This window comes from Francisella opportunistica (assembly GCF_003347135.1).
In the GTDB taxonomy this organism is placed as follows: Bacteria; Pseudomonadota; Gammaproteobacteria; order Francisellales; family Francisellaceae; genus Francisella; species Francisella opportunistica.
On the sequence record NZ_CP022377.1, the window covers coordinates 256,172 to 269,422 of the forward strand.

The following is a 13,251-nucleotide window of genomic DNA, read 5'->3' on the forward strand; positions in this document are numbered from 1 at the left end:
GTATAATAATTTTATTTAGATGATAAGTTTGTATTGAAGATATGCGACGAATATTTAGTTTTTTGCTATTTTTTCCTTGTTTAGGGTTAGCAACTATGACTCAAGCAGAAATTGATAAAATTTATACAAAACCAATTGCTTTAAATAGTAAACAATACACTTTTAATATAGAGCTTCCAGTAGACTCTATTGATGGCTATAGATGGTTTTTAATCCCACCAGATTATGATTATGTTGTTGATGACAGCTTTAGCCATAAGAGTGTAGATATAGATAAATCAAAATGGGGCGGTATGGATAACTTTAAGCTCAAGCTTACCAAAAAATTCAGGAAAGTGCCGCATAAAATAGTTTTGCATTTTGAATGTTTTCGACCATTTGAAGATAATCCACAAATTTTGACCAAAGATGTTACGGTATTATCGTTTTAGGTTAGGAGTAAATTGGATGAAAAAAATACTACTAGTAATTACTTCTATGCTGATTGCATTGACAGCAAATGCAACGGGGGATTGTAGTGATAAAATTTTTAGTAAGATAAAAACTAAAGCTAAGCTGATGGAGAGTGCATGGGATTCTGGGAATGTTGAAAAAGTAGTTTCATTTTATGATAATGATTTTATATATATGAGTGGTGGTAAGCCGTATACAACTAAAAATGCAGTGTTAAAACATTATTTAGATAGCTTTGCAGCTAATGCTTCCAGCAAGAGAGATCTAGGTAAATTAACACTTAACTACCAATACTGTAAAAACCTTGGTAGCAAACACCAATTGGTCATTTTGAAATTTATTTTGAAAAGTTCAGATGGTAAGCTAACTACAGGAAATGATTTACTAGTTTGGCATGAAGATAGTAAAGGTGATTATAAAATTATTGTAGATTTTCCACAGTCTTAGTTTATATAAAATAGGAGATATAAAAATGTTTATAGTTTGGTTAGTATTTTTGCTGGTGTTAGCTATTGTGTTACTGGCTTTTTCGGTAAGTCTTGTCGAAACACAATCGGTAAATGTAATCGAAAGATTTGGTAAGTATGTAAGAATTCAAAGGGCTGGCCTTAACTTTAGGATACCTTTTATTGAGAGAATAGCTGGGAAAGTAAGCTTAAGAGTCCAGCAGCTTGATATTGTGGCAGAGACAAAAACTAGAGATAATGTCTTTGTGCATATGAAAGTTTCAGTGCAATTCTTAGTTGAGGAATCAAAAGCTGTTGATGCTTTTTATAAACTAACAAATGCTAGAGCACAGATGGAATCGTATGTCTTTGATGTGATTAGGTCATCATTGCCGCGCATGAGCTTGGATGAATCTTTTGAGAATAAAGATGCTATAGCATTAGATATCAAAAAAGAGTTATCAGAAGAAATGAGCACTTATGGTTATACGATAATTAAATCATTGGTTGTTGATATTAATCCAGAAGAAAATGTAAAACGCTCGATGAATGAGATTAATGCTGCACAAAGGCAACTTGAGGCAACAAAAGCAAAAGCTGAAGCTGAAAAGCTTATTAAGATTAAAGAGGCTGAAGGGCAAAAAGAGTCGATGAAATTACTTGGTGAAGGCATTGCAGAGCAACGAAAAGCAATAGCAAGAGGTTTGCGTGTATCTATAGAAGATGTCAAAGAAGGCACTGGAGCAGGTGTTTCTTCTGAATATATCTCATCTTTAGTGATGATGTATCAGTATTTAGATACTTTAGAGAATATGACAAAATCAGCTAAGTCAAATGTAATCTTTACACCGAATTCACCAAAAGATTTTAATAATCTAACTTCTGAAATGATAAGTGCTTTGTCTGCGGTTAAGGATTAATAAAGATTAAATTTATAATTAGATTAGGCTCCAAAAAATTTACTTTAATCAAATAAAAGTGCTGGCTAACCTATTTATGATGTTTGCTTAAGCAACTATCTAAAATGTATACTTTTAAATATTTTCAATTAGAAAGTTATAGAAGACACGAAGAGGTAATTATAAATAAAGCCATTTTTTTTTTGTTTTACAGCTATATTATAAGATAAATTAATAGAAAAATACTTGGGAGAGTAATTATGTCAGAACAATTAGAACTTGAAAATAAACAATTAAAACACGAAATGCAAAAACTTAGAAGTGAAAATAGTTCCCTTAGGAATGAAAAATATGAACTAAAGCAAATAATTAATTCTATAGATGCAAATATCTACTGGAAAGATACTGACGGTAAGATGCTAGGTATGAATCATAGCTGTCTTAAGTTTCTTGGGCTAAGTGATATGAGTGAAGCCATTGGTAAAAGTAGTATTGAGTTAAGTGTTATCAAAAATACTGGCCTTGATATACATAAAAATGATTTGAAAGTGATTGAAAATGATAAAACATCAATTTTCGAAGAAAAAGTATTGTTTAAGGAAAAAGAACAAACATTTCTATCACAAAAATCACCTCTGAAAGATGAAAATGGTAAAACTATAGGAATTATTGGGGTTTCTATTGATATTTCTCAACAAAAAAAATTACAAGCTCAATTAGAAAGAAAAAAAGCTGAACTAGAAAAGAAAAATAAAGAAATCAAAAGCCTTTTGGATAATCAAAAATCTTCATTTCAACAAATAGTTGATAATATTGAAGCTAATATCTACTGGAAAGATACTGATGGTAAGATGCTAGGTATGAATCTTTGCTACCTTAAGTATCTTGGGTTAAGTGATATGAATGAAGCCATTGGTAAAAGGGATGTTGAGTTAAGTGTTATGAAAAATACTAGCTCTGATTTATATAAAAATGATTTGAAAGTGATTGAGGGTGATACAACATTAATTTTTGAAGAAAAAGTATTGTTTGAGGGAAAAGAACAAACATTTCTATCACAAAAATCCCCTCTGAAAGATGAAAATGGTAAAGTTATAGGAATTATAGGGGTTTCTATTGATATTACTAAACAAAAAAAATTACAGCATGAATTAGAAAAGAAAAATAATGAACTCAGAGAAAAAGATAAAAAAAGATCTGAGGCAGCAGAAGCTATATTTGATGTTTTAGCAAAAATTTAACATTTCTTGGATTGTAGCTATAGGTTATCTACTTGCTCTTATAACTTGCTCTTCAGTATTAATATTAGCATTAAAGTGTAGAAATAAATAAACTATTAATATAGTTTCTAATTTTAAAATATTAGTCAATGTAATATAATTTCATTATAAATGCCTTATTATAAACTTTATTTAAAGTTATTTTTGTAATACAATTTCGTAATTTAATATTACTGGGCATTAAAAATGTATTCTAATATTATTGACCATATCCAAGCAGTAAATCAAACACAAAGGGCTTTTCCTCAAGGTAAAACCATCCATCAACTTTTTGAAGAGCAAGTAGCTAAAACCCCAGATAATATAGCTGTAGTCTTTGAAGATAAGCAACTAACTTATAAAGAGTTAAATCAAAAAAGTAACCAGCTTGCCAGATATATCAAAGATAAGTATAAATCTATAACGAATCAAGAACTACAACCAGATACCTTAATAGCTTTGTACTTAGATAGAAGCTTAGAGATGATTATATCAATATTAGCAGTGCTTAAAGCAGCAGCTGCATATGTGCCTATATCACCTGACTTTCCTAGTGATAGAACAAAATATATTTTAGAAGATACTAATTCGACTATTTTGCTATCTCAAGCACATTTAATTGATAAGCTTAGTGAGGTAGCTCAAGATATAGAGATTATTGCTACAGATTCACATGAGTTTCAAAACTACGCTAAAGATAATTTAAACACTAATGTACAACCTAATAATCTAGCTTATGTAATTTACACCTCTGGAACTACTGGTAAACCTAAAGGTGTAATGATTGAACATTATAGCTTTGTTTCTTTCATTAAACTATTTAGTGAAAAAATAAAAACTAATAATGGATTAAACCTATTAAGTTTGACAAACATTGTTTTTGATATATTTGGCCTTGAGTATGCCCTACCACTGTTAAATGGTTATAAGCTAATTTTATCCTCAGCTGATAAAATTACCGATGAGCAAATTGTACAAAGTAATATAATACAACAAACACCAAAAGTTATTAGTAATTTATGTCAAATACACAAAGGCAAATTTCATGATAAAACTTTATTATTTGGGGGTGAAAAAGCAGCAAATAATGAGGTCAAAGTTTTTTTAGAAGAGTTTAAGTATGTTTACAATGTATATGGACCAGCAGAGACAACTATATGGAGTTCAATAAAAGAAGTTGATTCCAGTACAAAATCTTCTGTAATAGGAACTCCTTTGTTTAATGAAAAACTATATGTCCTAGATAATAATTTATTCCCTTCACCGATAGGTGTACCAGGAGAGTTATATATAGGTGGTGTTGGTTTAGCTAGAGGCTATTTAAATTTACCACAATTAACTAAAGAAAGATTTATCAATAATCCTTTTGCCACACCAGATGATATTGCCAAAGGTTATACACGTTTATACAAAACAGGTGATATCTGTAAATGGTTAGCTAATGGAGAAATTGAATATATAGGTAGAAATGATTTCCAAGTTAAATTAAGAGGCTTTAGGATTGAGCTTGGAGAAATTGAAAATGTAATATCAGCAATTGATAATATTAAACAAAGCTGTGTTTTAGTTAAGGATGAGGTATTAGTAGCTTACTATGTATCAGATATAGAAATAGATGAAACAGCTATTAAAGATCATCTAGCTAAAAAACTACCTGAATATATGATCCCTAGTTTTTATATGAAATTAGAATCATTCCCTTTAACTATTAATGGTAAATTAGATAGAAGAGCTTTACCTAAAATTGAAATAATTAATAAAGATGGGTACACCCCACCTTCAACTGCGAGTGAAAAGCTCTTATGTAAGATATGGCAGCAATGTCTAAATATAGATAAAGTAGGTATCACTGATAATTTTTTTAATATTGGTGGCAGCTCTATTACTTCAATTAAAATATCATTCTTACTTTCAAAACATTTTAACAAAAATATTCATTTAAAGGACATCTTTCAGTATCCAACAATTAAACAATTAGATGTTAGAATAAAAAATATTGATGATAATAATATAATTATTCCTAAAGCCTCAGGAGATAGTTTTGATCTGTCTTTTGCTCAGCAAAGATTATTGTTTATTGAACTATTTGAGGGTAAAACCAATGCTTATCATATACCTATATTAATTAAACTATCCCAAGGGATCAATATACCGGCATTAGATTCAGCTCTAAGAGCAGTTATTCAGAGGCATAGTATGCTAAGAACAGCATACAAACAAAAAGATGATGGTAGTTTACAGCAATTTATTGTTAATCAAGGTCCGCAAATAATATATAGGAATTGTAGTGATAATAGTGAATTACAACAAAGTTTAGCTAAAGATGTAAATACCCCTTTTGATTTAATGAATGATATTCCTGTGAGAATAAGATTTTATTCTTATCAAGAAGAATATTTATTATTACTTAACATTCATCATATAGCAGTAGATGCTTGGTCATTAGATATTATTAGTAATGATTTATTAGAATATTATGAGCATTATGCTAATAATAAAAAACTTTGTTTAGAGCCTATAGACATTGAGTATAAGGATTTTGCTGTTTGGAAAAATAAATACTTATCTAGTGACATCCTAGAGAAACAATTAGCTTACTGGCAAAATAAATTATCAGCTTTTGAATCGTTAGATTTACCATTAGATAAAGAAAGAACTCAGCAACTAGATTTAAAAGGAGAGGATATATATTTTAAACTTGATAAAGAATTATCTTTTAGTTTAAAAAAACTTAGTAAACGAACAAATAACACTCTTTATAATATATTGTTAGCAGGATTCTTTATATTTCTTAATAAATATACTCAAAAAAATGATTTAATCATTGGCACCCCTAATGCTAGTCGTGACTTTCCACAATTACAAAATATCGTAGGATTCTTTATTAATAACATCATATTTAGACAAAATATAGAAACAAATAAGACAGCTGCTAATTTAGTTAAAGATATCCGTAATAACTTTATTGAAATGCAATTTTATCAAGACACTCCATTTGATGAAATTGTTTCGCATTTGAATGTTGAAAAAGATACGAGTAGACATCCAATATTTCAAGTAATGTTTTCTGTACAGAACTTTAAAGTGAAAAATTCTCAAGATATGCAGAAATATTTCGAATTTCAAAATATTTCAGATATTTATAAAGTAGCTAAATTTGATTTGACTTGTTTAATAGATGATTCAGGTGATGAGATTGTTGGTATTATGAATTATGCTACTAGCTTATTTGAAAAGAATACAATTGAGAGATTTATTAACCATTATAAAAATATATTAAAGCAAGTTGTTAGTTGTTATGATTCTAAGAATATTAATCAATATCAAATCCTTGATGAAGCAGAACATAACCAAATAATCTATAAATGGAATCAAACACAACGAGCTTTTCCTCAAGATAAAACCATCCATCAACTTTTTGAAGAGCAAGTAGCTAAAACTCCAGATAATATAGCTTTAGTCTTTGAAGATAAACAACTAACTTATAAAGAATTAAACCAAAGAAGTAACCAACTTGCTAGATATATCAAAGATAAATATAGATCTATAACTAATCAGCAACTACAACAAGATACCTTAATAGCTTTATACTTAGATAGAAGCTTAGAGATGATTATATCAATATTAGCAGTACTCAAAGCAGCAGCTGCATATGTGCCTATATCACCTGACTTTCCTAGTGATAGAACAAAATATATTTTAGAAGATACTAATGCAACTATTTTACTATCTCAAACACATTTAATTAATAAGCTTAAAGAAGTAGCTCAAGATGTAGAGATTATTGCTACAGATTCACAACAGTTTCAAAACTATGCTAAAGATAATTTAAATACTAATGTACAACCTAATAATCTAGCTTATGTAATTTACACTTCTGGAACTACTGGCAAACCTAAAGGGGTTATGATTGAACATATTTCTGTTATAAATACAGTTTCAAATATATTTGATATATATGGTAGTAATGAAAGTAAAATTAATATCGGGTTTTACGCATCTTATATTTTTGATGTTTCAGTTTCTGAAATATTTTCAACCATTTTATATGGAAACATTTTGCATATTTATAATGAATCAACTAGGTTAGATAGTAATATACTCAGTAATTATTTAATTGATAACAGTATACATTATACTTTTTTACCACCAGTTGTTTTATCAATATTACCAATGGATAAAGTTTATCCATCACTAAAAGGTATAATTGTAGCTGGAGAACCTTGTAATCATAAAACAGCTTTATTTTGGAAAGATAAAGTTAACTTATATAATTATTATGGTCCAACAGAAACAGCTATATATGCTGCTGGTAAACAAATTAATGATACAAAAGTTAATAATATCGGCAAACCCCTATTCAATACAAAGCTTTATATCTTAGATAATAATTTACTCCCATTACCGATAGGTGTACCAGGAGAGTTGTATATAGGAGGTGCTGGTTTAGCTAGAGGCTATTTAAATTTACCACAATTAACTAAAGAAAGATTTATAGATAATCCTTTTGCTACACCAGATGATATTGCTAAAGGTTATACCCGTTTATACAAAACAGGTGATATCTGTAAATGGTTAGCTAATGGAGAAATTGAATATATAGGTAGAAATGATTTCCAAGTTAAATTAAGAGGCTTTAGGATTGAACTTGGAGAAATTGAAAATGTAATATCAGCAATTGATAATATTAAACAAAGTTGTGTTTTAGTTAAGGATGAAACACTAGTGGCTTACTATGTAGCTGATAAATCAATAGATGAATCTGTAATTAAAGATCATTTAGCTAAAAAGCTACCTGAATATATGATCCCTAGCTTTTATATGAAATTAGAATCATTCCCTTTAACTATTAATGGTAAATTAGATAGAAGAGCTTTGCCTAAAATTGAAATAATTAATAAAGATGGGTACACTCCACCTTCAACTGCGAGTGAAAAGCTCTTATGTAAGATATGGCAGCAATGTCTAAATATAGATAAAGTAGGTATCACTGATAATTTCTTTAATATTGGTGGCAGCTCTATTAAAGCTATTCAAACCACATATCAAATGTCTAAAGCTTTAGCTACAGAATTCTCAGTAGCTGACTTATTTAGATATAAAACAATACAATCATTATTGAATAATGTATCTAACAATAAATTCCAACTAATTAAATATTATTCTAATAATATATCGAATAAGCCTAAAATGATATTTATTCATCCTGCATTTGGTGGTTGTGAAATGTATCAAGATTTTATTGACAGGCTTGCTAATGATTATAACTGTATTGGTATAGACAACTATAATATTTATAATGAAGATAAAATTGATAATCTATCACAATTATCAAGCCTTTATATAAATCAACTAAATCTATCTAAAGATGAAACAGTATACATGTTTGGTTGGTCTTTAGGTGGAGTAATAGCTGTAGAAATGGCTTATCAATTAGAAAAGCAAGGATTTAAAAATATCAAGGCTATTATATTAGATTCTCATTTTTCTACCGGTCGGGTATTTGAACATCATCCTCAGTTTGATCCTAAAAAAGGTGGTAAAATTATAGATGAAGTCATAAAAAAAATAGTAGCTAATTTAGATCAAAAACATATTAATAGAGTTTTATCAGCTAAAGATACTGAATTTAAACTAGGGCAAAGTGCTCCTTCAGGGAAATTAAAACATACAGAAATATGTTTTTTTAGAGCTATGGACAATCTAGGATATAAAGTAAAAGATAATAATCTTGGTAAATATAGTAAAAACTTTGGTTTTATACCTATTACAGGCGATCATATGCAATTAATGGCCCAGATTATTAAAAATTGGCATAACTATCAAAGTTCATTTACTAATTTTGATTTTAGTTTACATTACCAACCAATACAAATAAGCAGAAATGCTATATTAAGATTAATTAAAACTTATAAGAAAACCACATTATTTGTATGTACAACTATTATTGCTAGTAGTGCTTATGTATTAGAACTATTTGATTTTGTTATTGAACCAATAACATTAGTATTAGCATAATAAAAAAATAAGGGTTTAGATAACTTTGGCTTGTTAAAAAATTATTGATGGAGCTAGCTGTATTTATTTATGTTTAGAAAATATAAAAAAGTTTACATATTGTCTGTTGATTGATGTTTGTTTACATTGAATTATTAAAATTGGTATAATTTAATGTTTTTTGAAAAAATGCTCAAGGGTTAATCAATGAAGCAGGTCTCAAAAGTTAAGCAAATTGGTGCTATAGCTATTATAGCTGGAACGGCTATTGGCGCAGGTATGCTTGGGATTCCTTTTGCAGTAGCAGCAGTTGGGTTTAATTATGCGGTGGCAGCCTTATTTCTGGTTTGGATAATTATGTATGCAACATCTTTATTAATCGTTGAGGCAAATGTTTCTCAGCCTTTAGGTACAGATATGGACTCAATCGCGCACAATATATTGGGTAAGCCTGGTAGAATATTAAACTTATTATTCTATCTACTGCTTTTATATTCGCTACTTACAGCTTATATTTTTATGGGTGGGCAACTTTTTCAAACATATATACTTGGTTGGTTAAACCTAGAAAATGATAGTTTAGCAAAGCTGCTATTTTGTTTAATCTTTGGTTTTTTTATATATAAAGGTATCAAAGTAGTATTTAGTGTTAATGAACTATTCTTAAGTCTAAAAGTACTAGCTTTTGTTTTATTTATTGCTTTTGTTGCTCCCCAAATTCGTGCACCTATACTAGAAAATAAAGCTCTAGGGGTAGAGTATGTTTGGTTTGCTATTCCAATACTTGTTACATCATTTGGTTTTCATATTGTTATCCCAGCAATTAGAAATTACTTTGAGAATGATGTAGTTTTCAAAAAAACAGTGGCTATCGGAGCATTAGCGCCATTACTTGTTTATTTAGTATGGGTTGTAGCTACACTTGGGACAGTAAGTCTATATGGGGATAATGGTTTTATAGCGTTGAGTAATGCAGGCAAGACTCTAGCAGAAGCGTATCAAGGTTTAGGTCAGAATGGTTCATTAGTTTTTATAAGACTTTTTGAGAATTTTGCGATTATTACATCTTTTTTGGGTGTTGCTTTAGCATTATTTTCTTTTAATAAAGACCTTTATGGTTTGGATAACAGAAAAAAATTAATAACTCTGGTGATTACTTTAATCCCCCCACTTATTTTTGCGATTTATTTTGTCAGTAGTTTTATAGCTGCTTTAGGCTATGCTAGTATATTTGTCTCAGTATTACTGATAGTACAGCCTGCGATGATGGTTTGGGCTATAAGAACTAAGCAAGGTAGAAATGATATCCTAAGTAAGCTGTATTTATCTTTGATATTATTTAGTGGTCTAGGTATTATTGCATTGCAATTATTAGTAGCCTTTGGTAGATTACCTCATATATAATTTCGTTAACTTTCAAATCTTTTGATTATTTTCTATGAAGAAACCTAATTTTGATATTAATAAAAAGTCTTTTGCTAATGATGACTTGGTAGGGGATGAGTATAGCAAGAGTCCTAGTGTTGAGGAATTTAGTATAGCTAAACTTAAGCAATTTCCTCGTGATATGATTGAGCTTTTTAAATTGATTCAGGCAGTTAGATACGACAGGATACGCTTGCAAGAAGAGTACAATAACTATCGTTTAAAACTAAATAATGACAGAATGGATCTTGAGTTTGAAGTTATCAAACTAAAAAAACAATATAATGCAAAGATATGTGCTTTGCAGGAAGAATATAATTCGGTAAAATCTAATAATAATATTGAGTTAGCTAAAATTAGAGAAAGCTAATAAATGCAAAGTCAGTCGGACAGTCGCGCTTGTAATGAGTGAGGAAAGTCCGGGCTTTACAGAGCAAGATGCCAGATAACGTCTGGGAGGCGTGAGCCTACGGAAAGTGCAACAGAAAATATACCGCCTTATTTTTCTAATAAGGTAAGGGTGAAAAGGTGCGGTAAGAGCGCACCGCATTGGTGGTAACACTCAATGGCACTGTAAACCCCATCTAAAGCAAGACCAAATAGTGCCACTATGATGTTGCTCGCATCGTGGCAGGGTAGGTCGCTTGAGCTTACTGGTGACAGTAAGCCTAGATAAATGACTGTCTATTACAGAACCCGGCTTATAGACTGGCTTTGTATTTTTTTACAAAAAGTGGGTAATTATGCAAGTTATTGACTCTAAACTTCTAGATAGTGATGGTCAGATAAAAGATGATCTGTTGATATCTGAGCTTAAAAGTTTTTATACTAGTGTTAAGTTTGAGATTATAGTTGCAGCCTTAGAGCTTCTAAAAAGTAAAAGTGCCGAATCGGTGCGCCATCCAACTGGTATTAGTTCCTTTTTATATGCTATTGAGATGGCATATGTTCTTTTCAAAATCAGAGCAGATGAAGAGTCTGTTTCTGCTGGTATTCTTTATGAACTTTATAATTTCGGGGATATATCCGATGAGGATATAGAGCAAGCAACTAATCAAACAGTGCTTAAGATTTTACAAGGTACACGTAAAATGTCGGCTATTAGGATGTATCGTTCAGATAACATATCCTTGGAGCAAATCGATACGTTTAGAAAAATGCTGCTGACAATTATCGAAGATGTCAGGATCGTTCTGGTAAAGATTGTTGATAAGCTATGTACAATTCGCCATCTAAAATCTTTAAGTAGTAATACCCAGCGGGTTATTGCTAGAGAAACATTAGATATCTATGCGCCCTTAGCAAATAGGCTTGGTTTAGGTGCTATCAAATGGGAGCTTGAAGATAGAGCATTTTTCTTTTTACAACAAGATGAATACAAACGAATAGCTAAAAGTCTAGGTGCTACTCGAAAACAGCGTGAAGATTTCTTGTACCAAGTAATTCAAGAGCTAAAATCAACACTTAAGAAATACAATCTACATGCAGGTATTCAAGGTAGAGTTAAACATATCTATAGTATCTACAAAAAGTTTAAGAATAAAGGCTATCAAGAGCTTGATGATTTGTATGATATTACTGCTGTTAGAGTTATAACAAATAATGTTGATGAATGTTATAAAGTACTTGCTGAAGTTAATAACTTATATTCACCAATTCCAGAGGAATTTAGTGATTATATTGCCCATCCTAAGCCAAATGGCTACAAATCAATACATACAGTTGTCAGGGTTGGTGAGCAAAATATTGAGGTTCAAATTAGAACACAACCAATGCACGAAGAATCTGAGTTAGGTTTTGCTGCACATTGGCGTTATAAAGAAGGTGTTAAGTTCGATGCTTCTTATGAGGCTAGGGTTGCTTGGTTAAGATCTCTTCTTGAGTGGGAGAAAGAGATTAATGAATATGATAGTGAAATAACTAAAGAGCTTAATAAGAGACTTTATGTATTTACACCGGCAAATGAGCTAATAGATTTGGCTGAAGGTTCGACAGTTTTAGATTTTGCTTATTCTGTACATACAATGGTAGGTCACCGGACTAAAGGTGCTAAACTAAATGGTAAGATAGTACCGTTAACAACTAAGCTAAAAACCGGTGATAAAGTCGAGATTCTAACAGGTAAAGAACCTAATCCAAGTAAAGATTGGGCCTCTGAAAATCTAGGTTATTTATCTTCAGTGCGTAATAGGTCAAGAGTCACTAAATGGTTTAATGAGCAGAACAAAGAAGATAATATAGCTTTAGGAAAAGATCGACTTCTAAAAGAGCTAAGAGGCTATGATCTTAAAGAGGTTGACTTTGTTGAAGTTGCTGCTAAGTTTAATATGAAAACTAGCGATAGTCTTTTTGCAGCGATTGAGGGTGGCAGCTTAAAGACTAATAGTGTTGTTAACTATATTATTGATACATATTCAGCAGAAGAAAAGCTAATCAAGAAAAAAAATAAACCAATAACGGTAAAAGCAAAAACTCCAAAAGTCTTAGTTTCAGGCTTTGATGGTATGAAATATGAGATGGCTAAATGTTGTCATCCTGTTTACCCCGATCAAATTCAAGGGTATATGAGTGTTTCAAAAGGGGTGGTTATACATACTACAAGCTGTCCTAACTTAAATCATCTCAAAGAGAAAAGTCCAGAGAAATTTATAGAAGTTAATTGGGATAGTGAAGACTAACTAGTAATTGTTAGAAATTAGTTAATTGAATGTGAATGGGTGAGTTATAAAAATTGACTCGGCAAGATTAGAAAGACCGTATCAAAAATTGAAT

The 13,251-nt window shown here is 30.4% G+C and carries 8 protein-coding genes and 1 other RNA gene; all 9 read left to right on the forward strand.

The window, feature by feature from the left end; translation table 11 throughout:
• The first annotated feature begins 41 nt into the window (after positions 1-41).
• Entirely contained in the window at positions 42-431 is a 390-nt protein-coding gene (locus CGC45_RS01295; RefSeq protein ID WP_071628608.1) for a hypothetical protein, read from the forward strand.
• Between the two features lie 16 nt (positions 432-447).
• Positions 448-900: a Cif family virulence factor gene (locus tag CGC45_RS01300; protein ID WP_071628609.1), complete on the forward strand. Its 453-nt coding sequence runs from the start codon at positions 448-450 to the stop codon at positions 898-900.
• Positions 901-925: 25 nt separating this feature from the next.
• Positions 926-1,819 (forward strand): SPFH domain-containing protein, encoded by an 894-nt coding sequence (locus CGC45_RS01305; protein WP_174683408.1) that lies wholly within the window; start codon positions 926-928, stop codon positions 1,817-1,819.
• A 239-nt stretch (positions 1,820-2,058) separates the two neighbouring features.
• The gene (locus CGC45_RS01310) at positions 2,059-3,039 is read left to right on the forward strand and encodes a PAS domain-containing protein (RefSeq protein WP_071628610.1); all 981 of its coding nucleotides are present in this window, start codon (positions 2,059-2,061) and stop codon (positions 3,037-3,039) included.
• 225 nt (positions 3,040-3,264) lie between these two features.
• The gene (locus CGC45_RS01315; protein WP_071628611.1) at positions 3,265-9,075 is read left to right on the forward strand and encodes a non-ribosomal peptide synthetase; all 5,811 of its coding nucleotides are present in this window, start codon (positions 3,265-3,267) and stop codon (positions 9,073-9,075) included.
• A 186-nt stretch (positions 9,076-9,261) separates the two neighbouring features.
• Positions 9,262-10,458 (forward strand): amino acid permease, encoded by a 1,197-nt coding sequence (locus CGC45_RS01320; protein ID WP_071628612.1) that lies wholly within the window; start codon positions 9,262-9,264, stop codon positions 10,456-10,458.
• Positions 10,459-10,492: 34 nt separating this feature from the next.
• Positions 10,493-10,849, forward strand: a complete 357-nt coding sequence (locus CGC45_RS01325) for a hypothetical protein (RefSeq protein ID WP_071628613.1) — start codon at positions 10,493-10,495, stop codon at positions 10,847-10,849.
• A 7-nt stretch (positions 10,850-10,856) separates the two neighbouring features.
• Positions 10,857-11,199, forward strand: an RNA gene (gene rnpB / locus CGC45_RS01330) — RNase P RNA component class A.
• A gap of 23 nt (positions 11,200-11,222) precedes the next feature.
• Positions 11,223-13,157: a RelA/SpoT family protein gene (locus tag CGC45_RS01335; protein ID WP_071629942.1), complete on the forward strand. Its 1,935-nt coding sequence runs from the start codon at positions 11,223-11,225 to the stop codon at positions 13,155-13,157.
• Positions 13,158-13,251: the final 94 nt, after the last annotated feature.

What these genes read in the sequence shown, in the direction of transcription:
- CGC45_RS01295 (WP_071628608.1), top strand. Translation starts at nt 42, where the DNA reads ATGCGACGAATATTTAGTTTTTTGCTATTTTTTCCTTGTTTAGGGTTA.
- CGC45_RS01300 (WP_071628609.1), top strand. Translation starts at nt 448, where the DNA reads ATGAAAAAAATACTACTAGTAATTACTTCTATGCTGATTGCATTGACA.
- CGC45_RS01305 (WP_174683408.1), top strand. Translation starts at nt 926, where the DNA reads ATGTTTATAGTTTGGTTAGTATTTTTGCTGGTGTTAGCTATTGTGTTA.
- CGC45_RS01310 (WP_071628610.1), top strand. Translation starts at nt 2,059, where the DNA reads ATGTCAGAACAATTAGAACTTGAAAATAAACAATTAAAACACGAAATG.
- CGC45_RS01315 (WP_071628611.1), top strand. Translation starts at nt 3,265, where the DNA reads ATGTATTCTAATATTATTGACCATATCCAAGCAGTAAATCAAACACAA.
- CGC45_RS01320 (WP_071628612.1), top strand. Translation starts at nt 9,262, where the DNA reads ATGAAGCAGGTCTCAAAAGTTAAGCAAATTGGTGCTATAGCTATTATA.
- CGC45_RS01325 (WP_071628613.1), top strand. Translation starts at nt 10,493, where the DNA reads ATGAAGAAACCTAATTTTGATATTAATAAAAAGTCTTTTGCTAATGAT.
- CGC45_RS01335 (WP_071629942.1), top strand. Translation starts at nt 11,223, where the DNA reads ATGCAAGTTATTGACTCTAAACTTCTAGATAGTGATGGTCAGATAAAA.